This is a genomic window from Collinsella aerofaciens (assembly GCF_015557435.1).
Taxonomy (GTDB): domain Bacteria; phylum Actinomycetota; class Coriobacteriia; order Coriobacteriales; family Coriobacteriaceae; genus Collinsella; species Collinsella aerofaciens_Z.
The window spans coordinates 22,945-47,054 of the sequence record NZ_JADNOH010000051.1; the positions used below are offsets into that span (position 1 = coordinate 22,945).

The 24,110-nt window shown below is 59.9% G+C and carries 19 protein-coding genes; 4 read left to right on the top strand and 15 right to left on the bottom strand.

Annotated features, from left to right (window positions below; genetic code table 11):
* Positions 1-8 precede the first annotated feature (8 nt).
* From I2G43_RS04860 to ileS, 5 genes are all read right to left on the bottom strand, one after another.
* Positions 9-431 carry a prepilin peptidase gene (locus I2G43_RS04860; RefSeq protein ID WP_195535303.1) on the bottom strand — a complete coding sequence of 141 codons (423 nt, stop codon included), beginning with the start codon at positions 429-431 and terminating at the stop codon, positions 9-11.
* Between the two features lie 80 nt (positions 432-511).
* A complete protein-coding gene (locus tag I2G43_RS04865; protein WP_195535304.1) occupies positions 512-1,807 on the bottom strand; it encodes a glycosyltransferase family 2 protein in 1,296 nt (431 codons plus the stop codon).
* A gap of 82 nt (positions 1,808-1,889) precedes the next feature.
* Entirely contained in the window at positions 1,890-2,903 is a 1,014-nt protein-coding gene (locus tag I2G43_RS04870) for an RluA family pseudouridine synthase (protein ID WP_195535305.1), read from the bottom strand.
* Positions 2,903-3,502, bottom strand: a complete 600-nt coding sequence (gene lspA, locus I2G43_RS04875) for a signal peptidase II (protein WP_229071582.1) — start codon at positions 3,500-3,502, stop codon at positions 2,903-2,905. Before lspA ends, I2G43_RS04870 begins: the two co-directional genes overlap by 1 nt.
* Positions 3,503-3,767: 265 nt before the next feature.
* The gene (ileS, locus tag I2G43_RS04880; protein ID WP_229071586.1) at positions 3,768-6,545 is read right to left on the bottom strand and encodes an isoleucine--tRNA ligase; all 2,778 of its coding nucleotides are present in this window, start codon (positions 6,543-6,545) and stop codon (positions 3,768-3,770) included.
* A 510-nt stretch (positions 6,546-7,055) separates the two neighbouring features.
* Between ileS and I2G43_RS04885 the strand changes: the two genes are divergently transcribed.
* On the top strand, positions 7,056-8,138 hold the full coding sequence (locus I2G43_RS04885) for an iron-containing alcohol dehydrogenase family protein (RefSeq protein ID WP_195535307.1): 1,083 nt from the start codon (positions 7,056-7,058) through the stop codon (positions 8,136-8,138).
* Positions 8,139-8,651: 513 nt separating this feature from the next.
* Positions 8,652-9,254 carry a Type 1 glutamine amidotransferase-like domain-containing protein gene (locus tag I2G43_RS04890; RefSeq protein ID WP_117757595.1) on the top strand — a complete coding sequence of 201 codons (603 nt, stop codon included), beginning with the start codon at positions 8,652-8,654 and terminating at the stop codon, positions 9,252-9,254.
* A 180-nt stretch (positions 9,255-9,434) separates the two neighbouring features.
* Here I2G43_RS04890 and I2G43_RS04895 read toward each other — a convergent pair whose 3' ends face one another.
* Both I2G43_RS04895 and ftsH read right to left on the bottom strand, forming a co-directional pair.
* A complete protein-coding gene (locus I2G43_RS04895; RefSeq protein ID WP_195535308.1) occupies positions 9,435-9,926 on the bottom strand; it encodes a DUF523 domain-containing protein in 492 nt (163 codons plus the stop codon).
* 76 nt (positions 9,927-10,002) lie between these two features.
* The gene (ftsH, locus tag I2G43_RS04900) at positions 10,003-11,895 is read right to left on the bottom strand and encodes an ATP-dependent zinc metalloprotease FtsH (RefSeq protein ID WP_195535309.1); all 1,893 of its coding nucleotides are present in this window, start codon (positions 11,893-11,895) and stop codon (positions 10,003-10,005) included.
* A 92-nt stretch (positions 11,896-11,987) separates the two neighbouring features.
* On the opposite strand from ftsH, the gene I2G43_RS04905 reads away from it, so the two are divergent.
* Positions 11,988-12,473, top strand: coding sequence for a cob(I)yrinic acid a,c-diamide adenosyltransferase (locus I2G43_RS04905; protein ID WP_117564141.1), 486 nt, complete (start codon positions 11,988-11,990; stop codon positions 12,471-12,473).
* 32 nt (positions 12,474-12,505) lie between these two features.
* Here the strand turns inward: I2G43_RS04905 and I2G43_RS04910 are convergent, their stop codons facing one another.
* The 4 genes from I2G43_RS04910 to thyA all read right to left on the bottom strand — a co-directional run bounded on the left by I2G43_RS04910 (position 12,506) and on the right by thyA (position 16,381).
* Positions 12,506-13,855: an MATE family efflux transporter gene (locus I2G43_RS04910; protein WP_195535310.1), complete on the bottom strand. Its 1,350-nt coding sequence runs from the start codon at positions 13,853-13,855 to the stop codon at positions 12,506-12,508.
* A gap of 125 nt (positions 13,856-13,980) precedes the next feature.
* Positions 13,981-14,895 carry a TrmH family RNA methyltransferase gene (locus tag I2G43_RS04915; RefSeq protein ID WP_195535311.1) on the bottom strand — a complete coding sequence of 305 codons (915 nt, stop codon included), beginning with the start codon at positions 14,893-14,895 and terminating at the stop codon, positions 13,981-13,983.
* A gap of 109 nt (positions 14,896-15,004) precedes the next feature.
* Positions 15,005-15,523 (bottom strand): dihydrofolate reductase, encoded by a 519-nt coding sequence (locus I2G43_RS04920; protein WP_117757587.1) that lies wholly within the window; start codon positions 15,521-15,523, stop codon positions 15,005-15,007.
* 9 nt (positions 15,524-15,532) lie between these two features.
* Entirely contained in the window at positions 15,533-16,381 is an 849-nt protein-coding gene (thyA, locus tag I2G43_RS04925) for a thymidylate synthase (protein ID WP_117629294.1), read from the bottom strand.
* 166 nt (positions 16,382-16,547) lie between these two features.
* On the opposite strand from thyA, the gene I2G43_RS04930 reads away from it, so the two are divergent.
* On the top strand, positions 16,548-17,312 hold the full coding sequence (locus I2G43_RS04930; protein WP_195535312.1) for a DUF134 domain-containing protein: 765 nt from the start codon (positions 16,548-16,550) through the stop codon (positions 17,310-17,312).
* Positions 17,313-17,432: 120 nt separating this feature from the next.
* On the opposite strand, the gene ffh is transcribed toward I2G43_RS04930, so the two are convergent.
* The 4 genes from ffh to rnc are packed head-to-tail and all read right to left on the bottom strand — an operon-like array spanning position 17,433 to position 24,108.
* Positions 17,433-18,908, bottom strand: a complete 1,476-nt coding sequence (ffh, locus tag I2G43_RS04935; protein WP_117637757.1) for a signal recognition particle protein — start codon at positions 18,906-18,908, stop codon at positions 17,433-17,435.
* A complete protein-coding gene (gene ftsY / locus I2G43_RS04940) occupies positions 18,901-19,836 on the bottom strand; it encodes a signal recognition particle-docking protein FtsY (protein WP_195535313.1) in 936 nt (311 codons plus the stop codon). The genes ffh and ftsY overlap by 8 nt, the downstream gene beginning before the upstream one ends.
* Complete coding sequence (gene smc, locus I2G43_RS04945; RefSeq protein ID WP_195535314.1) at positions 19,836-23,372, bottom strand: chromosome segregation protein SMC; 3,537 nt, start codon at positions 23,370-23,372, stop codon at positions 19,836-19,838. The genes ftsY and smc overlap by 1 nt, the downstream gene beginning before the upstream one ends.
* Before the next feature lie 10 nt (positions 23,373-23,382).
* Positions 23,383-24,108, bottom strand: a complete 726-nt coding sequence (gene rnc / locus I2G43_RS04950; RefSeq protein WP_195535315.1) for a ribonuclease III — start codon at positions 24,106-24,108, stop codon at positions 23,383-23,385.
* Positions 24,109-24,110: the final 2 nt, after the last annotated feature.

Below are 24,110 nucleotides of genomic sequence, written 5' to 3' on the forward strand. Positions count from 1 at the left end.
GCAATCGGTTACAGCGTGCAGCCCACGACCTCGATTATGGCAAAAATCGGCACCAAAAACGGCAGCAATGGCAGGGAGCGCGATTTTGTGATGAGGCAGGAGAGGGCTAGGACCAGGAGAGCAGCGGCAAATGCCACGATACCGCCCATGGGGTCGAGCGTGCAAAGCGCGAAGAGCGCCTTGGCGTCTCCCATACCGATACCCGGGGCCTGGCGGAGGCGCCGCCAGAGGGACTCAGTCAGCACGAGCACAAGATACACGATGACGGCAAGGCCCGCGTGGTCAAGCGCCACGTCCGAGCCACGATCCAGCAATACGCCCGCAAACGCAGCTACGGCACAAGCCCCGGCGAGCACATTCGGGAACCGACGCTCACGCGCGTCGATGACGGCGCCAGCGATGGCGCACAGCCAAAACGGGATATAGACCATCGAGCACCTCCTCGAGCCGCATCTCAAAAGCAAAACCCCCACAAAGGTGTCCGTTCCCTTTGCGGTGGTTTTGGTGCTGGTTATTTGGCGCCCTGCATGACCTCGTCGAGGGTGACGCTGACAGCGTGCTGCGTCGGAACCCAGTCGACCTTCAGGAACAGCGCGGCAACCGTGATGGGGATATAGCTGAACATAAAGATCGGGAAGGTGAACAGGTTAGTCACCAAGCGCCACTTTTGCGCGCAGTGAATGTGCTTGTACTCAAAGATGGTCGTGAGCAGCGCCAGGATAAAGAAGGTCTGATACATCATCGCGAAGGTCATAATGAGCGAGGCGGCACAAGCCTGCATCTCGACCTCGGTAGCCAAGAAGCCGTGCGAGAGCCCGCCCACGATAAGGAAGGTCGCGTTGGCGAGCATGGAGATCAAGGACAGCAGCATGCCCGGCGCGATGGTCATAAACATATCGTAGGCGGCAAAGCGGCGATAGCGGAAGGTCGACTTGACCAGGTGCTTACCATACGTAAAGAATACCTGGTAGAAACCCTTGGTCCAGCGCATACGCTGCTTCCAAGAGGCCTTAAACGTCACCGGCTGCTCGTCAAAGAACTCCGCCGGCGCATAGCCGATGCGAATGCCGTGAATGGCACAGAACGTGGTGAACTGGATATCCTCGGTCAGCGTGTGGAATTGCCAACCGTGCATGCCCTCGATCACGCTCGCCGAGATGAGGTAGCCCGAACCCGAAACGGCACACGACGTCTTGCAGATATTACGCGCGTTGTTGAGGAAGCGCGCCTCGCGCAGATACCAGGTAGCGTTGGCGGCCGAAATCCACGAGCTGCCGAAGTTCTTAGAGTTACGGTAGCTCGTGACCACATGGAAACCCTGGTCAAAGGCATCATTCATCTTGGAGACGTAATCGCGGGAGATGACGTTGTCGGCGTCGAAGATAAAGTAGCCCTCAAACGTGTCGGGAAACTCGTTAAGGATACGGTCGAAACCAAAGTCCATGACCCAGCTCTTACCCTTGCGGGCCAGGTCATTACGCTCGTAGACGATAGCGCCGGCCTCGCGCGCGAGCTGCGCGGTGCTGTCGGTGCAAGCGTCGGCGACGACAAAGACTTCGATAAGCTCGGACGGATAATCCTGGTCCTTAATGGAGCGCACGAGGTTGGCGATTACCGCCTCCTCGTTATGCGCCGCAATGAAGAAGGCGTAGCGATGGAGCTTTTTGGCCTTGGGCGGCGCGACCTCACCGCGGAGAGCGCCAATGACAAAGAAGACCACCTGATACAGGAAGCAAAACGTGAGCAGCGTAACCACAATCTGGTTAAAGATCACGATGGGCGTGTTGGTTTGCAAAAAGGCGAGCATGCAGGCTCCCGAGAACGCGTTACGTAAACAACCGTATATCTTACCGCAGGCTAATCGAGTTCAAGAAACCACCTAATACTGGCTAGGCTTCGAGCAGACCGAGCTGCGGAACGATATCGTCGCCGGCTTCAGTGCGGCCAAGCGAGCGTGGGGCCAAATCGTCCAAGACGGCGGCGAGATCCCACGGCAGCTCGTCGCGGCACTCGATGCGCTCGCCCGTCACGGGATGATCGAACGCCACGCGCCACGAATGCAGGAATTGCCTGGTCAGGCCCTGATCGGCGCGCGCATCGCACTTGCCGTAGAGCGGATCGCCCACGCAGGCGTGATTGATATGGCGCATATGCACGCGAATCTGGTGCGTGCGCCCGGTAAACAGATGGCACTCGACGAGCGTATAGCCATCGTCAAAGCGGGTGGAATCAAAACGCTCGAGAACCTTAAAGGTTGTGATGGCCTGGCGCGCAAAAGGATCGTCAGACACCGCCATCTTAACGCGGTCGCGCGTGGAGCGGGCAATACCGGTGTTGATGGTGCCCTCATCCATGGCGATGTGCCCATGCACGAGTGTGATATAGCGGCGGTCGAGCGTGCGCGTACGGATAAGGTTCTGCAGTGAGCGCTGGGTGTCATCGTCCTTAGCGGCGAGCATGAGGCCAGAGGTATCGCGGTCCAGGCGATGCACGATGCCGGGGCGGTCCTCGCCCTGCACGGTGCCCAGATGGTCGATACCGCAGTGGTAAACCAGGGCGTTGGCAAGCGTACCGCTCTCATGACCATGTGCAGGATGGCACACCAGGCCGCGCTGCTTGGAGAGCACAATGAGATAGTCGTCCTCATAGCGAATATCGAGCGGGATGGCCTCGGGAATCACATCGGTGGGATCGTGTGGCTCGGGCAGATCGACCGAAATACGGTCGCCGACTCGCACGGCGTACTTTTTGGACAGGCAGGTCTCGCCATTGACACATACGGCACCGCCCTCAATCAGATGCGCGCAGGCAGAGCGCGTGGGACAGCCATCGTTGGCGCCCAGATAGGCGTCAAGACGCTGACCAGCGGCATCGTCGGCAACAAGGATATGGATGTCGGCCATTAGCGCTCATTCCTTTCGCGAATCTTGCGGGCACGCTCCCCACGTTGTTTAGCCTTGCGCTTGGCGCGGGCCTCGTCACGGGCGTTAAGCTCGGCGGTCGCATCGACCTCACGGGCCGCGGGGCTCAAGAACATGTAACCGAAGAGGGCGAGCGCGACGCCCAAGGTAATTCCGATATCGGCCACATTGAAGACGGGGAAGTCGATGAAGGTGGTGGCAATAAAATCGGTCACGAAGCCAAAGGCCAAACGATCGATAGCGTTGCCGATAGCACCGCCCGCAACCATCGCCATGCCCACAACCTCAAGATGGGCGAGCTGGGGCGCACGAACGAGGTACACGGCAATAGCGATAATGACCGCCAACGCCAGCACGGCAAACGCGATGCCATGCCCCTCGCCCATGCTAAAGGCAGCACCGATATTGCGGACAAACATAAAGTCGATGACACCGGGGATAACGGTCACATGCAAAGCGTCGCCCACGGCACGAACCGCAAGCTTGGTCAGCTGGTCAACAAGCAGCACAACCAGCGCCACCCCACCAGCAACACCCAGCCGCCAACGCAAAGGCGGCGTCATATCCCCAGTACGACCCAAAGAAATCCCCTACCCTCAAAACAATCGAATTCCGTTTAACGCACTAAATAATCATACATTGACGCAAGCAAGAAGCGACAAATCTCCCAAGAACGGAAACACCGCAGGTAGAGCATAAATGAGCGAGCGGGTCGCATTTGAGACAAGGTGACGTGAAATGAAAGGGCGCTGACCTTTCGGTCGCGCCCTTGAAATTGAACGTCAGATTGTCCAAATGCGGCCCGCGCAGCGTCGGCAGGTCCGCCGTTCGGTAGAACGGCGGAACCTAAAGGGCTTCAGCGCAGCGCTTGCAAATGTGCGCGTGGCCGTTGTACTCGCCGACGGTGGTGCGGTAGTTCCAGCAACGGTCGCAGCACTCGCCCTCGGCAGCCTCGATAGCAACGGAAAGCTCCTCGCCCTGGGTCAGCTCAACATCGGAGACGATGTAGAACTCGGCCAGGTCGACAGCCTTGTCACCGGTCAGCAGCGCGTACATCTCGGCGGGAACGACCGCCTTGACGCGAACCTGCTGGCTCTTAGTGAAGGTGCCGGCGGAGCGAGCATCCTCAAGGGCCTTGGTCACGGCGCTACGGAGCTCGAGCGAAGCCTCGAGCACGCCCTCAAACTCATTGGCCTCGTCGACCGTGATGGGCGACTTGTACCAATCGAGCAGCGCGGCGTACTTCTGGTGATCGACGCAGCCGGCGGGCGCATAGGCCATGGCCTCGTCGACCGTGTAGGACAGGATCGGCTGAAGGTCGCGCATGAGCATCGAGAAGAGCTCGGCGAGCACGGTCTGGGCGCTGCGGCGCTCGAGCGAGCCGTGCTTCTCGCAGTACAGACGGTCCTTCAGGGCGTCGAGGTACACGTTGGAGAGCTCGGTAACCACGAAGTCGTAGAGCGCGCGGTAGGCACGCGGGAACTCGTAGCTGGCGTAGGCATCGTCGACCTCGGCCTGAACCTGGGTCAGGCGGGCAACCATGAGCTTGTCGAGCGGCAGCAGGTCGGCAAAGGCGACGCCGTCGGTCTCGGGCTCAAACTGACCCTCGAGCTCGGAGAGCAGGAAGCGCAGCGTGTTGCGGAAACGACGGTAGGCATCGGACGTACGAGCAAGGATCTCGTGGTCGATGGACACGTCGGAGCTGGTATCGACGGATGCAACCCACAGACGGATGATGTCGGCGCCCATCTCGTCGCAGACCTTGTTGGGGTCGATGACGTTGCCGAGCGACTTGGACATCTTGCGGCCTTGGCCGTCGAGGGTGAAGCCCTGCGAGACGACCGCCTTGTACGGAGCGTGGCCGTTTGCACCCACCGAGGTGAGCAGCGAGCTCTGGAACCAACCGCGGTGCTGGTCGGAGCCCTCGAGGTACACATCCGCCGGGTACTCAAGCTCGGGGCGATACTCACAGACGGCCTTCCAAGAGACGCCGGAGTCCCACCACACGTCGAGGATGTCCTTATCGGCCTTGAGGTGATGGCCGCCGCACTTGGGGCAGACGCAGGCCTCGCCCAGGTAGCTCTCGGGAGCGTCGGTGAACCAGGCGTCGGAGCCCTTCTCGTGGAAGAGCTTGATGACGGCGTCGAGCGTAGCGTCGTTCATGACCTTCTCGCCGCAGTCGGCGCAGGTGTAGCTCGGGATGGGCACACCCCAGTTGCGCTGACGGCTAATGCACCAGTCGGGACGCTGCTCGACCATGGCGCCGATGCGGTTGGCGGCGTGAGCCGGATACCACTTGACGTTCTCGCGGACCTCTTTGCCAGCCTGCTCGCGCAAACCGGTCTTGTCCATCGAGACAAACCACTGGTCGGTAGCACGGAAGAGCACCGGGTGCTTGCAGCGCCAGCAGTGCGGATAGCTGTGCGTGATCTTCTTCTCGAGGACCAGGGTGCCGCGCTCGCGCAGGAACTCGATGATGTGCGGGTTGGCCTCGTCGGTATCCATACCGCTGAAGGGGCCACCGGTGCCAAACTCCTCGCCGGTATAGAACTTGCCGTCGTCATCGACCGGCATGCAGATGTCGGTGATGCCCTCCTTAAGGCAGGCAAAGTAGTCGTCGACGCCGTGGCCGGGCGAGTTGTGGACGATACCGGTACCGTCATCGACACCGACGTAATCGGCCAGCAGTGCCACGCCCTCGACACCGTCAAAGATCGGCTGCTTGTAGTGAATGTGGTGGAAGGTCTCGGCGGGAACCACATAGGGCTTGCCGTCGACCATAACCGGGGTGTACTCCCAGCCAAACTCCTCGCAGCACTTGGGAGCCAGGTCCTCGAGCATGACCTCGGCGCGGCCGTCGTGCTCAACGGCGACGTAGGCGGCACCGGGCTTGAGGGAAACGGCCTGGTCGGAGGGGATGGTCCACGGCGTGGTCGTCCAGATGATAAAGTCGACCGGGCCGTCGAAGTTCTCGAGGCCGGCGGGCTTGGAGGTCATCTCGAAGCGCACGAAGATGGAGGGGCTCGTCTCGTCGGAGTACTCAATCTCGGCCTCGGCGAGCGCGGTGTGGCAGTGCTTGCACCAGTGAACGGGCTTGTGACCACGATAGATCATGCCCTTGTCGAACATGGCCTTGAAGACCTCGATGTCGGCGGCGTCATGCTGGTGATAGAGCGTCAGATACGGGTTGTCCCAGTCGCCAAGCACGCCAAGGCGACGGAAGCCGGCCTTCTGCAACTCGATGTTCTCGACAGCGAACTCGTTGCAGAGCTCACGAATCTTGGCCGTGGGGGTCTGGTTGAACTTCTCGGTGCCGAGCTTCTCCTCGACCTTGTGCTCAATCGGCTGACCGTGGCAGTCCCAACCGGGGACATAAGGAACCTCATAGCCCTGCATCATCCAGTAGCGGTTGATCATGTCCTTGGAGATCTTGTTCATGGCATGGCCGATGTGGATCGGGCCGTTGGCGTACGGAGGGCCGTCGTGCAGCACGAACTTCTTATGCCCCTCGTTCTTCTTTAGAACTTGCTCGTAGACCTTGTTGTCCTGCCAGTCCTTGAGTCGCTTGGGCTCGGACTTGGAAAGACCGGCACGCATGGGAAATCCGGTTTTGGGCAGATTCATCGTCTGCTTGTACTCGTTTGCCACGGTACCCCTTTCATGTCGTGGGCGCGCACGCCCTCTGGGCACCAAAAAAGCGCCCGTCCCTACAAGCTGGGACGAAGCGCCACAAAACAGGCAGTCTGCCCGTAAAAGCTCTTCGCTTAACCACCCAGCTTAGATGCCCTCGCCCGCGTATTCGCGCGCTCGCATCCGTTACTCGGCTGGCCTGTATCGACGGCCATCTCGGCGATGTCTACTAAGACGAACCTGCGCGGCACGTCCGTTGGGATCGCAGCTCCGGGGTGATTTTCATCGGTCGCATGCACGGGTTCTCAGCGCTCCCCGCTCTCTGTGGCATGCGGACGGCCGACTACTCGTCCCCATCAACGCTTATGCGGAGTATGCTAGCACGTTCCGCGCCGACGAAAAACCCTCAACACTGGTTTTATACGTTCGAAATTTCTCGCGGCTGTGGACCTTCTCTTGGAGCAAAATACCTGAAAGCACTTTATCGAACGAAAGAAGGTTGCTATGCGCACGATTGGAATGAGCGACTACACCGTTGGCGAGGATTGCTTTGACGAGCTGCCCACCGCACTGGCGGAGTACGGAGCGACCAAGGTCGCGATCATCGGTGGCAAGCGAGCACTGGCCGCAGCACTTCCCGGTATCGAAGCTGCGCTGGCGGGTACCGACGTCGAAATTCTGGAGACGCGCGTCTACGGCACCAACAGTACGCGCGCAAATATCGCCAAGGTCGTAAACTCCCCCGCCTGCCAGGAAGCTGACGTGCTTATCGCATGCGGCGGCGGCAAGGCGCTCGACACCGTGAAGACCGCAGCTATCGAGCTCAAGAAGATCGTCTTTACGGTCCCGACGATCTGTTCCAACTGCTCCGCCGCAACCGCCATTGCCGTCGTGTACAACGACGACGGCTCGCTCGAGGGCTATTCGTACCCCAACCGACCGGCGCACATCTTCATCAACCCCAAGATCATCGCCGAGGCACCGGCAGAGTATTTCTGGGCCGGCGTAGGCGATGCCCTGTCTAAGCAGCCCGAGGTCGAGTACGCCACGAGCGCCGGCAATTTGGAGCACACGGCAGGCCTTGGCTTGGCACTCGCCCACACCTGTTCCGAGCCGCTGTTTACCTATGGCGTCCAGGGTCTTGAGGACGTGCGCCAGGACCTGTCGAGCGAGGCTGTCAAGCAGATCGCGCTCGACATCGTGGTCAACACGGGCTATGTCTCGAACCTGACCAACCAGAACGATTACTACTACAACTCGAGCGTGGCGCACGCGTTCTACAACGCCACTTGCAGCATTCCGCGTGAGGGCACCTACCTGCACGGCGAGGTCGTGAGCCTGGGCGTGCTCGTGTTGTTCGCCTACACGGGCGACACCGAGAACCTTAAGCGCTACGCTGCCTTTAACAAGCAGATGGGGCTGCCCGTGACGCTTGAGCAGGTCGGGCTTTCCGAGTCCGATATCCCGGCCCTGTGCGAGTACGCGCACGCCACCAACGAGTGGAAGCAAGGCAACCCGGAGCCCTTCACCGACGAGAAGTTCGCCGCCGCCATCAAGGCCGCCAACGCCTACGGACACGCGCTCTAGCTCTAACCCAAAACCACCACAAAGGGGACAGGCACCTTTGTGGTGGTTTTTATTGCTCCACCATTCAGTTCGTACTCGAACCCGGTTCTTTACGAGAAAGGGTTCGCGTACGTTTTTTGTTTATCGGAAATTCTGCGGAAGCACTACTCGGAACGGTAAACAGGAACGAACAAAAGGCAGGATATCATCGTGGTGATGGTATCCTGCCTTTTGTTTTGCGGGATCAAGGTCGCTTTGTGCGAACTTGATCGCCACTAATATGGCGCATTGATGGCAATTGCTGCGTACGTGCGCACCGGGAGCCTGTACACCTCTGGCAAGGCGTAACACACTAGACTTTGTTCCAGAGTCCGTGTGCTAAGGGGGCAGGGCCCTTAGAATTCCTGTGGAGTGTGTACGCACGTACGCAGGAAAACAGCAAATTACGCTATATCAGGGCGTTCTTTCATTGGAGAGTATGGTATACACGGCTTAGTTCAACAAATAAGAATTTATATATAAAGGAGAATATTGATGAAACTGTTTTTATGTTCGCACTTTTCAAGTGTAGGAAGTCTGATAAAGGAAGAAATTGAAAATAAAAAAGTCGCATTTATTCCAACAGCTTCGCTGCGTGAAGGCTACACCGGTTATGTCGGCTCGGCTCGAAAATTATTCAAAAAGTTGGGAGCAATCGTAACTGAAATTGATATTTCAACGGAGGCTTATTCAACGATACAGTCTCTTTTTGAAGATGCGGATGTGATCTATTTTACCGGCGGAAATTCTTTTTTCCTTATAGACCAGCTCCGTAAAACGGGAACGGATGAGCTGTTGAAGAAAGAATTGGCAAAGGGAAAACTGATGATTGGTGAATCGGCAGGTGCGATTGTATGCGCTCCAAGCATCCAGTATATCGAGCAAATGGATGAAAAGCCGGAGGACTACTCACAAGAAGATGATGCAGGGCTTAATTTGATTGATTTCTATGTTCTTCCGCATTTTCTTACAGCGCCATTTAAGAAAGTTACCGAGAAAATAATGACTGAGTTTTCAGATTTGAATCTATGCCCAATTAACAATCGTCAGGGAATTGTAATTGATGGTGAAGGTTCAAAGGTTATTTGCAAAGACTAATTTAAAAGTCCAGTTTGCTGCACTCGTTCCTAGCAGGGTTTGGGGCAGGAGGGCCTTGTACGCGTTCCTGCGCGAGGGCCGCGGGGAGGGACTGCCTGGGTACGGCGCCTGTCAACTCGGTCTACGTCTTTGATGACCGGGTCGTACTCAATATCAACTTCACGGATGATGCCAAAACGGTCACCCGTGAGGAAGTGTTGGGTTCGAGTGCTGTGGATAATGTTCCAACATGCTGGGATCGAACTCGCTAGCCGGAATCACGCGGTACCCGTGACGCAGCAGCAGGTCGACGAAAACACCGTTGCCCGGAGTGAGCGTGCCGCTGAAGGTTCCGTCGTAGATACGGCCGACGCCGCACGAGGGGCTACGGTCCTGCAAGACGCACGCAGCGATCTCGGACGGGCCGCCCGCCTGCTCGCACATGTCGAGCGCGCGCTCGGCACCCAGGCGAAACTCGCGATCGACTGAGGTACCCTCGCAGGTACGGACCTCGCCGTCCACAATCTCGGAAGGATCGCGCGGTGTGGGCAGGCCGCCAAAAACCTCAGGGCATACCAACAGGACCTCGGTCCCCGTGCGCTCGCAAGCCTCGACCAGCTCGCGATGATAGTTGTCGAGTCCGTTATACTTGCAGCTCTCGCCCATCAAACAGGCGCTCACCACGATCTTCATATTTAACTCTCCCCACGCAAAACGCCCCATTTGAGATAGAAGCTCAAATGGGGCGTTCGATGCTGTGTAACCAGCCTTACTGCTGCTTCGGCATCAGAGGATTCTCGCGCGTGAGGAGATTCATGAACTCCTCGCCCGTGATCGTCTCCTTCTTGTACAGATAACGAGCCAGCTCGTGGAGCTTAAACTTGTTCTCCTTCAGAATCTGCAGAGCGCGGTCGTGCGCATCCTCGATCAGCTTGGCGACAATCGCGTCCACGCGCTCGGCCGTACCGGGGGCGCAGGTGAGCGACGTGTCCTGGTTGAGGTACGCATTCTGAACGGTACCGAGCGCCATCATGCCAAACTCATCGGACATACCAAAACGCGTCACCATGTTACGGGCGAGCTTGGTGGCCTGCTCGATATCGTTGGCTGCGCCGGTCGTCATCTCGCCAAAGATGAGCTCCTCGGCTGCACGGCCACCGCAATAGACGGCGAGCTTGTCCAGGACCTCCTGGCGTGTGGTCAGGAAGCGCTCATCCTCCTCGACCTGCATGGTGTAGCCCAGAGCACCGCTCGTGCGCGGCACGATGGTAATTTTCGTGACCGGCGCAGAACCCTTTTGGCGGGCAGCAACGATGGCATGACCGATCTCGTGGTAAGAAACGACCTGCTTCTCGTGATCGGACAGCACCGTGGACTTGCGCTGCTGACCGGCGATGACGACCTCCACCGACTCCTCGAAGTCGTCCTGGGTTGCACGCTTGCGACCCTCGCGAACGGCGCGCAGGGCGCCCTCGTTGATGATATTGGCCAGGTCGGCACCCGAGGCGCCGGGCGTGGCACGGGCGATCGCAGTCAGGTCGATCGGGGGCTGCGTCTTCACGCTCTTGGCATGGAGCTCAAGGATGTTCTTGCGGCCGGTCAGGTCGGGCAGCTCAACGGGGATGCGACGATCAAAACGGCCGGGGCGCAACAGGGCCGGGTCAAGGCTGTCGGGTCGGTTGGTAGCAGCGAGAACGACAATACCCTTGTGGTTATCGAAGCCGTCCATCTCGGTCAGCAGCTGGTTGAGCGTCTGCTCGCGCTCGTCGTTGCCGCTAAAGCCGCCGCCGTCACGCTTTTTGCCGATGGTATCGATCTCATCGATAAAGACGATGCACGGGGCCTTTTCCTTGGCCTGCTTAAACAGGTCACGCACCTTAGCAGCGCCGCGACCGACAAACATCTCAACAAACTCCGAGCCCGAAATGCTAAAGAACGGAACACCGGCCTCGCCGGCCACAGCCTTGGCAAGCAGGGTCTTACCGGTACCCGGAGGGCCGACAAGAAGAGCACCGCGCGGCAGCTTGGCGCCGATCTCCTCGTAGCGCTGCGGCTTCTCCAGAAAGTCGACGACCTCCTTAAGGGATTCCTTGGCCTCTTCCTGGCCAGCAACGTCCTTAAAGGTCACGCCCACATCCTTGGAAGCGATAACGCGAGCACCGGACTTGCCCAGTCCGCCGCCGCCAAAACCACCGCCGCCAAAGTTCATCGACGGGCCGTCATCGCCCATGGCCTTCTTCATGCGGCGGTTGAGCCACCAGCCAATCAGGAAGAAAATCACCATGGGAAGAATGAGGGTGAGCAGGTAGTAAGTCATCAGACCCGAGTTCTTATCGGGGACAACAGATTCCAGCGAGGCGCCGGATTCAAGCACGCGATCGGTAAAGCCCGCATCGTTTGGCACACCGATCGTCTTGTAGGCGATGTTCTCGTCCTCGCCCTTCTTGGTGTAATAAATCGTGTAATCGTCCGTATTGTATTCGACCTTGTCGACACTCTTCTTATCGAGCGCTTTGACAAAGGTCGAGTAATCGGTCTTCGTAATCTGCTGCGTGTGACCGATGTTGGGGAACAGAACGGTCGAGAGCACGAGGTAGACGACGAAGGCGATGAGCACGTAGAGGATCATATTCCGTCTACGTTTGTTGTCATCCATCTCCATCTGCTTGAACTCCATCTACTGGGGTTGATAATGGTTTCTAGAATACCCAACCCGAGCGACGATAAACCGACGCCGGGCACGAAAGGACAGAGATGGCATCACTGGAAGTCGGCAAGGTTCAGATCTACACGGGCGACGGCAAGGGCAAGACGACGGCTGCGCTGGGGCTTGCACTGCGCGCCACGGGCTATGGACTTAACGTGCTTATGCTGCAGTTTGCCAAGAAGCTGCACTGCGCCGAGCATGATGCGGCGCCCCGTTTAGGTCTGCGCATCGTACAAGCCGACCGCGACACGCCCGAAGCCTGTGCCGCACAGATCATGGAGCTGGCGCGCGAGCAGATTAGCCAAGTCGACGTTCTGATTCTGGACGAACTTGGCGAGGCCATGCGCCGTGGATTTGTGACGCGCGTGGATGTCGAAGCGCTGATCGCGACAAAGCCCGCCACCACGGAGCTCGTGCTCACCGGCCGCGGTCTGCTGCCCCTCGCCGATCTGGCAGACCTGGTCACCGAAATGCGCCCCGTCAAACATTACTTCGACGAAGGCCTCCTAGCCCGCCAAGGCATCGAATACTAAATGATCCGTAGGGGACGGAGGAAAACGGATCATTAGGCGGTGGCGCGGCCGAGCCAGTTGCCGCTGTGGTGGTAGATGGTAAACATCGTGGCCGTGATGAGCCAGGTTACGGGGTAAACCAGCAGCAGGTGCTCAAGCGACGGATCGAACGGCATAATCGCAAACACCCAGATCACCCTGAGCACGACGGTGCCAAAAATCGTGAGCATCATAGGCTGGAAGCTCACGCCAGCGCCGCGGATGGAGCCGGACGCGTTTTCGATAATCGAGAAGATCGCGTAGAACGGCGCGATGAAATGAAGAATCGTCGTGGTGTAGGCCGAAATCAAAGCATCGTCGACAAACAGACGCGACAACGGACCCGAGAACACCAGTAGCACGGCAGACAGGCCACCAATGAGCATAAACGACAGCACAAGCGACGTATGGTAGCCCTTGCGCATGCGCTCGTAGTTGCGCGCGCCAAAGTTCTGTGCCGAGAACGTGGTGATCGAAACGCCAAGCGCCTCGGTAACCATCCAGACAATGCCATCCAAACGGCCCGAAAGACCCCACGCCGTGGTGACATCGGCACCAAACGAGTTAACCGACACCTGAATCAAAACGTTGGAAATCGAATACGCAGCAGACTGAAAGCCAAGCGGCAGACCACACGAGATCATGCTCTTACAAATGCCAGGATCAATGCAGAGTTTGGACAGTGAAAGCCGCCACGCACCCGGAGCGTGCATCATACGAATCACGATCATCGTGGCGTTGGAGCAAATGGTCAGCGCCACCGCGATGCCGCAGCCCAGAGCCTCCATATGAAGCACGGCAACGAAGATGACATCCAGCACCGCATTAACAAGGCAGCCGGAAGCAATGATCACAGCAGGACCGCGTGTGTCGCCCACGGCGCGCAGCAGCGCCGTTCCCATATTGAGCAGCAGCGCCGCAACCATGGCGGCAAAATAGCAACGAGCATAGGCCACGCCCTCGGCCAATAGTTCATGCGGCGTGTTCATAAGTACCAGCATGGGCTCAACGAACACTATGCCAAGAATCGAGAAAACGATACCGCCCACCAGCGCGAGCGTCATGGCCGTATGGACCGAACGACTCAATCGCTCATCATCGTGCTGACCAAAATACTGACCGGTAATGACCGCGCAGCCAGCGCCAACGCCAACGCAAAAGCCAATGCAGAGCTCGGTGAGCACCATCGTGGCTTGAATGCCACCCAGCGCGAGCTTGCCGCCAAACTGGCCGACGATATACGTACCAATAAGCGTGTAAGCCTGCTGAAAAAACGAGCTAAAGAAGATAGGGACGCACAGCGACAGCAGCTGTTGCCAAATGACACCCTGCGTTACATCGATAGCCGTAGATTTCTTAGCCACACGCCCTCCCCACCAGCGTACGTCAAACAACAAAACGGCAATTTAAGACCAAAGCCAATACCAGCTTAGCACCGACCGACGTCGGCCGAAACGCCCCGAACCAGAGCCCGGTGCTAACTATCTGCCTAGTGATACAGCCCCGGCTGGTAGTGGTACTCGTTGCTCACATGCGGGCACAGCTGCCAAAAGGCAACAGCGCTTGCCGCAGCCACGTTGAGTGAATCGACCCCATGCGCCATCGGAATACGCACGGCGCGGTCGCAGCCTGCAATGGTCTTGGCGCCCAAGCCAGCACCCTCGGTGCCCATAAAGATTGCCAGGCGGTCAATCTCCTGGAGCGCGGGATCGTCCAGCGACACCGAATCATCCGTCAACGCCATAGCGGCACACGAAAAGCCGGCATCGTGTAGCGCCGCCAGCCCATCATGCGGCCATACGCGCGCTTCGCTGCCAATGCGTGTCCAGGGCACCTGGAACACCGTGCCCATGCTCACGCGGGCCGAGCGACGGTACAGCGGATCGCAGCACGTAGGGCTCACCAAAATGCCATCGACGTTCAGCGCAGCCGCCGAGCGGAAAATCGCGCCGACGTTGGTGTGGTCGACAATGCCCTCGAGCACGCACACGCGCACCGGGCGCTCCCCCGCCGCATCGACGACGCCACCCAAGAACTCGGCTACCGGAATCTGACGTGGACGACGGAATGCCGCGAGCGCACCGCGCGTCACATTGAAGCCCGTCAGCCGCTCCATAAGCTCCATCGAGGCAACGAACACGGGAACCGGACCCGCGCCCTCGCGTACCGCCAGGCGCTCAAACAGCGGCATCATCTGGTCGAGCCAGCGCTCGCCCAAAAGAAAGCTCGCCGGCTCGTATCCGGCGCGAACCGCACGTTCGATGACCTTGGCACTCTCGGCGATAAAAATGCCCTTCTGCGGCTCCAGCACGCAGCGCAGCTCACGCTCGGTCAGTCGCACGTAGGCATCAAGCCGCTCGTCCTCGAGCGAATCGATTCGCAGCACCTCAACGGCATCAGTCATAGCAGCCAGCCCGCACCTTTCTTTACAGCGCATCTATACCAAACGAGGCGACGCTAAGCGCCGCCCCATGCATTCAAACAATCCGATGATACCGTTCACGCCGGACGATTTACGCCTCAACGCGACGATACGTTACGAACTCATAATCGACACCCTCGTCGCCCTCGCCCGAGGCAATCGTGGCAACACCGCCACGCCGCGCAATCTCCCACGCGGGATCGGCATCCAGATCGGGAAAATACGTATCCACGTCATGCACGCAATGGTTATGCGTAACCTCGGCCTCGGCGCAATACGGCAAAAACTGCCGATACACCTCGCCGCCACCGATCACCCACGCAACGGGCTCATCGGCTACCGCGGTGAGCGCTTCGTCGACGCTATGCACCACGTCGACGCCCTCGGCAGCAAAGTCCTCATCGCGCGTGAGCACGATATTACGACGGTTCTTGAGCGGACGCCCGCCGGGAAAACTCAGCAGCGTCTTGCGTCCCATAATGACCGGGCAGCCTTTGGTGCGCGCCACAAAATGACGCATGTCGGCGCGATTAGACACGACCATGTCACCCTCGCACCCAATGCCCCAATCGTCACACACGGCGACAATGGCGGAAAGCTTACACGTCATGCGCGTCACCTACACCGCAATGGGGATGTTCTTGACCTGCGGGCCGTGCTCATAGCCCTCGACGATCAGATCATCGGTCGTAAACGCATAGAAGTCATGTACATCGGGGTTGAGCGTTACCTTAGGCGCGGCAAACTGCGGACGCTCGATAAGCTCGCGGACGATATCGACATGACGGTCGTAAATGTGGGCATCGGCGATCACATGCAGCAGCTCGCCGGGAATCATATCGACCGATTGCGCGACCATCATCAGCAAGATGGCGTACTGGCACACATTCCAGTTGTTCGCGGCCAAAATGTCCTGGCTGCGCTGGTTGAGAATCATGTTGAGCGTCGGTTTGTCATCCTGCGGGCGCTGCGTCACGTTATACGTCACGCTGTAGGCGCACGGATACAGGTGCATCTCGGACAGGTCGCTAAACACATAGGTATTCGTCATAATGCGGCGGCTGTACGGCGTGTTCTTAAGGTCGTACAGAACGCGGTCCATCTGGTCGAAATCGCCCTCGGCATAATGGCTCTTCTGCCCAATCTGATACCCGTAGGCCTTGCCGATGGAACCGGTCTCGTCGGCCCACTCATCCCAAATATGGCTGTTGAGGTCATGCACGTTATTGGACTTCTTTTGATAGATCCATAGGATCTCATCCATGGCAGATTTGAGGGCCGTACGACGCAGGGTAAGCGCCGGAAACTCCTCGCGCAGGTCGTAGCGTGCCGTGACACCAAAGTTTTTAATGGTATAGGCAGGGGTGCCGTCCTCCCACACCGGACGGACCTTTTGGCCCTCGGTGGTGGTGCCATGGTCCAGAATATCGCGGCACATGGTTACAAACTGTTGATCAGCCTTGCTCATTGACCCTCCTGTCAGTCGCCTACAAGCGAGATTCATTGTATCCCAGGCACATGCGGCCCCACAGCCCAAACATATGCCTTCATTTTCTGGCATATGCCAGAAATTCCTTGCGTAAATCTGCGCGTTCGCTATTCTATTGTTGACATATGTCAGATAAGGAGCACGTATGGCAGGAAGACGCGAAAAATTACGCCGTGTTGGGATCATCCCCGAATATCGCGGCTTTACCCCCGACGGCCTTGCCAGCGGAGACGCCATCGAGATGACGGTCGATGAGCTCGAAGTACTGCGCCTGTGCGACCTGGAAGGCCTTAACCAAGAGGCAGCCGCACAGCAGATGGGCATCGCACGCGCCACGGTGGCGGCTATTTGCAGCCGAGCGCATCGCAAGGTGGCAAACGCGTTGGTCAATGGACGGGCAATCGTCATCGAAGGCGGCAATATCGCGTACTCCCCCATTACCACGGCAACGGCCGTATGGCCAGCAAAGGAGATCGACACCATGAGGGTGGCAACCACGTACGACAACGGCAACATCTTTATGCACTTTGGCCACAGCGAGCAGTTCAAGATCTACGACATTCAGGATGGCAAGGTACTCAACGAGCAGGTCGTGGGCACCGACGGCACCGGCCACGGTGCCCTTGCGGGCCTGCTCGACAACGGTGGCGTGGACACGCTCATCTGCGGCGGCATCGGCGGTGGCGCTATCAACGCGCTTGCCCAAGCCGGCATCACGGTGTACGCAGGAGCTCAGGGCAGCTGCGACGCTTGTGTCGAGGCCCTTATCGCCGGAACGCTCGCACAGAACGGCGAGGCCACGTGCAGCTGCCACGGCCATGACCACGACCACGCCCACGAACATGGCGAGTCCTGCAGCTGCCACGGCCATCACGAGCCCGAGGGCCATGAGGGCTGCGGCTGCCACTAACGGCACGGCACCGCGAGCTCGGGGCGCGACGCTGAACGCAGCCCAACTATCAAAGCCAACAACAAAGGCCACCCGGTAGCTTCCGAGTGGCCTTTGCCATATCAAGCTGGAATTACAGCCCTATTTCTTATTGCGCATCTGCGCTTCCATCTGGCGCAGCAGCTCCATATCGGACTTGGGACCGCCCGTACCCAGGCCGCCCATGCCGCCCAGACCCATAGCGTCCAGCCCAGGGATATTGGGCATGCGCATCTTCTTGCCCTTCTTGCCCTTTTTGCCCTTCTTGCCGCCGGCCTGTGCCTGATTGGCCATCGTGCGCATGCGGCCCATCATCTTGTTCATCTCGCCCCACTGCTTCATAAGGCTATTGACCTCGGTGGGGGTCACACCGGCGCCCTTGGCGATACGCGCGCGACGCTGGCCGTTGATGATGGAGGGACGCAGACGCTCCTCCTTGGTCATCGACATGATGATGGCCTCGTTCTTGTCGAAGATGCCCTCGTCCAGGTTACCGCCCATCTGGTTGAGCGCGCGCTGGCCACCGGGGAGCATGCCCAGGATACCCTTCATGCCGCCCATCTTTTTGACGGCTTTCATCTGGTCGAGCATGTCATTCATGGTAAAGCCCTCGCGCAGCATGCGCTCGGCAGCCTCGAGCTGTTCGGCATCGGCGGCCTCCTGGGCCTTCTCGATGATGCCGACAACGTCGCCCATGCCCAAGATTCGCTTGGCCATGCGATCGGGATAGAACGGCTCAAGCGAATCGGGTTTCTCGCCCATGCTCACAAACTTGATGGGCTTGCCGGTCACCTGACGCACCGAAAGCGCGCCACCGCCACGGGCGTCACCGTCGAGCTTGGAGATAATCACACCATCAAAGTCGGTGCGCTCGGCAAACGTCGAGACCACGTTGACGATATCCTGGCCGGTCATGGCGTCGACGACCATCAGCACCTGGTCGGGCTTGACGGCCTTCTTGATGTCGACGGCCTCCTGCATCATCTGCTCGTCGATCTGAAGACGACCGGCGGTATCGACGATCACCACGTCACGAAGGTGGTCGACGGCCTCCTGGATGGCGCCCTTGGCGATGTCGACCGGGTGCGCACCGTCGCCGCGGAAGACCGGCACGCCGATCTCGCCACCGAGCGTGGCAAGCTGATCGGCAGCAGCGGGACGGTAGACGTCGCACGCGGCGAGCAGCGGCGAGCGGCCCTGCTTCTTGAGCAGGTAGGCAAGCTTTACGGCAGCCGTGGTCTTACCGGAGCCCTGCAGGCCCACGAGCATGATGACATTAGGAATGCGGTTACTAAAAACGAGCTTGCTCTCGGTGGAGCCGAGCATCTCGGTGAGCTCGTCGAGCACAATCTTGACGACGTTTTGCGCCGGCGACAGCGACTCCATGACCTCGGCGGTCATGCAGCGCTCCTTGGTCTTAGCAACGAACTCCTTAACGACCTTAAAGTTAACGTCGGCCTCGAGCAGCGCCATGCGAATGTCGCGCATGGCCGAGGTGATATCCGCCTCGGTCAGCTTACCCTTGCCGCGCAGGCGGTCAAATGTGTCGTTGAGGCGATCGCTCAGAGAATCAAACACTAGTCACTCCTAAATTGGACTCGCCCACCAGGGCGCGGCAGAAATCTTTGGCGTTAAACTCCTGCAGGTCATCGACCTGCTCGCCCACGCCGATGCGAAGGATCGGGAGCTTGAGCTTCTCGGCCACGGCCATGGCGATACCGCCCTTAGCCGTGCCATCGAGCTTAGTCATGATAATACCGTCCAGGCCCAGCGCCTCGTTAAACTCGAGCGCCTGGTTCAGACCGTTTTGGCCCGTCGCGGCGTCGATCACAAGCACGACCGAAACCGGCATGGGACCGGCGGCCATATTGGCGGCGCGCTTACGGGTCACATTGACCACCTTGGCAAGCTCGCGCATGAGCTCAGGGCTCGTGTGCAGACGGCCGGCGGTATCGATAAGCACCAGGTCGCTGCCGCGCTTGTCGGCCTCGTCGAGCACGTCGTAGCAAACACTTGCCGGGTCGGAGCCGCGGTCGCGCTTGATGACGGGGACGCCAGCGCGCTGGCCCCACACATCGAGCTGCTCGATAGCGGCAGCACGGAAGGTATCGGCCGAACCGATCACGACGTTCTTGCCGCGGGCGGCCATGGCGCTCGCGATCTTACCGACCGTCGTGGTCTTGCCGGCACCGTTAATGCCCACAAACAGCACGCAGCTCGGCGTATCGGAAAACGGATCGCGCTCGATGGGCACAAAGTGCTGCTCGAGCTGCTCGGCTAGGGCACGACGAAGCTGCGGAGCGGTCTTGAGGTTCTTCTTGGCCGCGGCATCGCGTAGGTCATCGGAGACCTGAATGGCGACCTCGGCACCCATGTCACCCATAACGAGGGTGTCCTCCAGGTCCTCCCAAAAATCCTCGTCGACCTCGCCGCCAAAGTAAAAGACCTCGTTGAGGGCCTCGCGACTGCGCTCAAGTCCGCGCGAGAGAGCGTCAAAGAATCCCATTATGCATTCACGACCTTTCCGGTTTCGCGATCGAGTTTTTGCGAGACGACGCGACTGACGCCGTCGGCTTGCATCGAGACGCCATAGAGGACGTCAGCGTCCTCCATAGTACGGCGCTGATGCGAAATGACCAAGAGCTGCGTATCGGAACGCAACACATCGAGCGCGCCGATGAGCTTGGACAGGTTGGCGTCATCGAGTGCCGCCTCGACCTCGTCCAGCACATAGAACGGCACCGTGCGCGTGCGGTACACAGCAAAGAGCAGGGCGAGCGCCGTCAGGCTCTTCTCGCCGCCCGACATGAGCATCATCTTGGTGATGCGCTTGCCGCGCGGCTGCGCCACGACCTCGATACCCGTCTCGGCAGGATGCTCGGGATCGGTCATCTCCAGATGAGCCTGGCCGCCCGGGAAGAGCATAGCGAAGATCTCGCGAAAGTTCGCGTCGACCTTCTCAAACGTCACCAGGAACGCCTTGCGCATCTTGCGGTCGATGGCCACGGTGATCTTGGTGAGCGCCTTGCGCGCGCTCTCCAGATCGGCCAGCTGCCCCTCGATGTAGTCGGCGCGGCGCTTGAGCTGCTCGTACTCCTCCATGGCAACTTGGTTCACAGGGCCCAGGTTGTTGATCTGGCGCACAAGCTGGTTAAGCTCGCGCTCGGCGGCATCGCGGTCGGTGGGCGCCGGAAGCATGAGCGCTTCCTCGAGTACCGTGGTGCCATCGGCGGTAATGGCCTTAATGGCGGCCTCTACCTGCACCTCAAGCTTGCCGCGTGCGACCTTGAACTCGTTTTGCGTGGCGGTGGCGGTATCGACCCGCTCCTTAGCGCGGGCAACCTCTGCCTTGGCATCCTCGATGGTCTTCTTGAGCGAAGCGGAGTCCGCTTCCTCCAGAGAGGCCTGGTCACGCAGACGTGCGGCCCAATCTGACGCGCGCTCCAGCAGGGCCGAATAGCGCTCGTGCATGGGATCGACGCGCAGGCGCAGCAACTCGAGTGAGCGCGAGGCCTGGCGTGTTCCGCGGATACGGCGGTCGATGCCCTCCAGGCGATGCTCCAGATCGGGCACGCGGCCCTTCAGAGAACGAAGGCGCTCGCTCGTCTGGGCCAGGCGGACCTTGGCATCGGCGAGCTTGCCGGCGGCCTCGGAATCGTCACGGCGAACGCGGTCGAGTTCGTCGTTGGCCTCGGCAATCTGCAAGCCCAGGTCGCTTGCCTGCGCTCGAGCCTCGTCGCGCGAACGGGTGAGCTCGTCCACACGCGGGCGCGCGGCGCGAACGGCCTCGGCAGCCTGCTCACGGCGCTTGGAGATACGCACGCGCTCGACCTCGGCATTGTTGGCGCTTTGCTCCAGGCGGCCAATCTCGGAGAGCAGCGAGCGGCGCTCGCCCTCAAGGCGGGCAATCTCGCCGGCGGCATCGCCCTCGGCGGCACGTGCCTCCTCGACGGCGGCGTTGGCCTCAACGACTTGGTCCGAAGCATGCTCAAAGATGGCAGCCAGATCGGGCTCCAGGCCCTCCAGCTCGCGAATGCGACGCTTGCGCTCCAAAGCACCCGAAGCCTCGCCGGCGTCGAGCCCCACACGCACCAGGCCGCCGCAGGCGACGCGGGCGCCATCAGGGGTCACGTAAGTCACGCCGTCAACGACCGGCGCCGACAGCGCGGCAGCAAGATCGTCCACGACGTAATAACCGCCGAGCAGCGCCTCAACGACGGGACCGTAGCCTGCGCGCACGGACAGACGATCGACCAGGCGGGAACCGGCAGCGCCCTTAGCGGCAGCAGAGGCGCTCACACCGCGCGCGACCAGCAGCGCCTCACCCGAGGCCTTCTTTTGGTCCAGAGCCGCGCGACCGGCACGCTCAAGCGTGGCGGCGTCATCAAACAAAAGAGCATCGATATCGCCGGCAAGCAGCTGCTCGACCAGGCCCTCGAGCTCACGAGGAGCCTCGAGCACGTCACCCAGACGACCCGAGACATCATCGCCCAGCGCGCCCATCAGACGGCTCACCAGCGGCGAGCTATCGGCCATGCGGGCATCGAGCTTCTTTTGGCTGGCAAGCTCCGAGCGCACCTCGGATAACTTGTTGCGTGCCTCGCTCTCGCGGGCACGCAGGTCCTTCAGGGCCGCGCGTGCCGTCTCGGTAGCTTCACGCGCATCGACCTGAGCCTGGCGCACTTCCTCAAGAGCACCCTCAAGCTCCTTGGCGCGTTCGCGACGGCTCTCGAGCGAGGCCGTGACCTCCTCGAGCTGTTCATCGATCTGCTCCAAGCGCGAGGCGTACATGTTGTCCTCAACCTCGGCGTTACTCAGCGAGTCCTTCACCTTGGCGAGTTCGAGCGCCGCGTTATCGGCCCCACGTTGCACATCGCGTTGCTCACGCGTAAGCTGCGAAATCTGATTGTCGAGCGCAACGCGACGCTCGTGGAGCTCGGCGGCGGCAGGTCCGGCGGCGTCAACGTCCTCCTGGGCCTGCATGTGCGCGCCGGTCACTTCCTCAAGCTGCGCACGTGCATCCTCGAGCTCCTCTACCACGCGACGACGCTGATGCTCGGAGCTCGAAATCTGCCCGCGCATGTCGGACAGGCGCGACACCATGTTGTGGCCCTTTTCCTCGAGCAGGCGCATATCGGAGTTAATGCGACCGACCACATCTTGCATATGGCGGCGCTGCTCGCCCAGATCGCCCACAAACAAGCCCTTTTCCTCGAGCATGACCTGGAGCTTCTCGAGCTCGCGCTCCTTTTCGCCCATGCGGTACTGCGCAAGCTCCAGCTCGGCGGCGCCTTCCTTGGAGCGGCTCTCCAGGTCGTTCCACTGCGACTGCAGCGAACGCAGCTCGTCGACGGCTAACATCTGCGTAAGCTCGTTCGCGCGCGAGGACAGCTCTTTGTACTTGCGCGCACGATCGACCTGACGCTCCAGCGGTCGCAGCTGACGGGCAATTTCCTTATTGATGTCGCGGGCACGCGTCAGGTGCTCGTCCATCGACTTAATCTTTTTGAGCGCACGCTCCTTGCGGCGCTTGTGCTTGGAGATGCCGGCGGCCTCCTCGATGAGGGCACGGCGCTCCTCGGGGCGGCTCTGCAAAATGGCATCGAGCTTGCCCTGGCTGATGATGGAATGCGTATCCTTGCCCAGACCCGAATCGTGCAGGATGTCCTGAATGTCCATCAAGCGGCACGGACTCGAGTTGATGAGGTACTCGCTTTCGCCCGAGCGATACATGCGACGGGTGATGGCGACCTCGTCAAAATCGACGGGCAGCATATGGTCCGAGTTATCGAGCACCAGCGTGACCTCGGCGACACCCACCGGCTTGCGTGCCGACGAGCCCGAGAAGATGACGTCCTCCATGGCCTGGCCGCGCAGCTGCTTGGCGCTCTGCTCGCCCAGGACCCACAGAATCGAGTCGGAGATGTTCGATTTTCCCGAGCCGTTGGGACCGACGATGACGGTCAGGCCCGGCTCAAATGACATATGGGCGCGGTCGGCAAACGACTTGAACCCTTTGAGCGTGAGGGACTTGAGATACACGGTTCCTCGCTTAAACAGGCTTCTTGTTGAGAATCACGCCGTTGGTGGTGTAGCCCATGCGGTCGAGTGCCTCGAGCGCAGCGGCTCCCTCGGCCTCCTTCTTGGAGGAACCGGTGCCGCGGCCCTGGCGAATACCGTCGATGAGCACCACAGCGGTAAAGGTGGGCGCATGCGCGGGGCCCTCGGAGCCGACCAGCTTATACGCGGGAGGCTCGTGGCCGTCTGCCTGCACGCACTCCTGCAAGAACGACTTGGGGTTCGCGGGGTGCTCGGCACGCTCGGAGGCCAGATGCGGCTTGAGCGTACGATGGATAAAGTCCGCCGCAACATCCCAGCCGGCATCCAGGTACAGCGCGCCCACGAGCGACTCGTAGACGTTCTCGAGCGCCGAGTGCAGACCGCGCGCACCGGTACCGGTCTCGGAAGCACCAAAGATAATGATGTCGTCGATGCCCAGCTCATGCGACACCTCGGACAGCGTGGCGCCCGAGACAAGCGACACCTTCAGGCGCGTGAGCTTCCCCTCGTCAAACTCGGGATAGGACTCAAAGAGCGAACGGGCCACCACGGCGCCCAAAATGGAATCGCCCAAAAACTCAAGGCGTTCATAGCTGGCAGAAACCGGCTGGCCCTCGACTGCCGAGGGATGCGTAAGCGCCGCGCGCAGCAGCACCTTATTATTGAACTCATGGCCCAGGATTTCCTGGGCACGCGTAAGTCGTTCAGACAAAGCCAAGA

Excerpts from the sequence above, each read along its gene's own strand:
- I2G43_RS04860 (WP_195535303.1), bottom strand. The coding sequence starts at position 431 with ATGGTCTATATCCCGTTTTGGCTGTGCGCCATCGCTGGCGCCGTCATC.
- I2G43_RS04865 (WP_195535304.1), bottom strand. The coding sequence starts at position 1,807 with ATGCTCGCCTTTTTGCAAACCAACACGCCCATCGTGATCTTTAACCAG.
- I2G43_RS04870 (WP_195535305.1), bottom strand. The coding sequence starts at position 2,903 with ATGGCCGACATCCATATCCTTGTTGCCGACGATGCCGCTGGTCAGCGT.
- ileS (WP_229071586.1), bottom strand. The coding sequence starts at position 6,545 with ATGAATCTGCCCAAAACCGGATTTCCCATGCGTGCCGGTCTTTCCAAG.
- I2G43_RS04885 (WP_195535307.1), top strand. The coding sequence starts at position 7,056 with ATGCGCACGATTGGAATGAGCGACTACACCGTTGGCGAGGATTGCTTT.
- I2G43_RS04890 (WP_117757595.1), top strand. The coding sequence starts at position 8,652 with ATGAAACTGTTTTTATGTTCGCACTTTTCAAGTGTAGGAAGTCTGATA.
- I2G43_RS04895 (WP_195535308.1), bottom strand. The coding sequence starts at position 9,926 with ATGAAGATCGTGGTGAGCGCCTGTTTGATGGGCGAGAGCTGCAAGTAT.
- ftsH (WP_195535309.1), bottom strand. The coding sequence starts at position 11,895 with ATGGAGATGGATGACAACAAACGTAGACGGAATATGATCCTCTACGTG.
- I2G43_RS04905 (WP_117564141.1), top strand. The coding sequence starts at position 11,988 with ATGGCATCACTGGAAGTCGGCAAGGTTCAGATCTACACGGGCGACGGC.
- I2G43_RS04915 (WP_195535311.1), bottom strand. The coding sequence starts at position 14,895 with ATGACTGATGCCGTTGAGGTGCTGCGAATCGATTCGCTCGAGGACGAG.
- I2G43_RS04920 (WP_117757587.1), bottom strand. The coding sequence starts at position 15,523 with ATGACGTGTAAGCTTTCCGCCATTGTCGCCGTGTGTGACGATTGGGGC.
- thyA (WP_117629294.1), bottom strand. The coding sequence starts at position 16,381 with ATGAGCAAGGCTGATCAACAGTTTGTAACCATGTGCCGCGATATTCTG.
- I2G43_RS04930 (WP_195535312.1), top strand. The coding sequence starts at position 16,548 with ATGGCAGGAAGACGCGAAAAATTACGCCGTGTTGGGATCATCCCCGAA.
- ftsY (WP_195535313.1), bottom strand. The coding sequence starts at position 19,836 with ATGGGATTCTTTGACGCTCTCTCGCGCGGACTTGAGCGCAGTCGCGAG.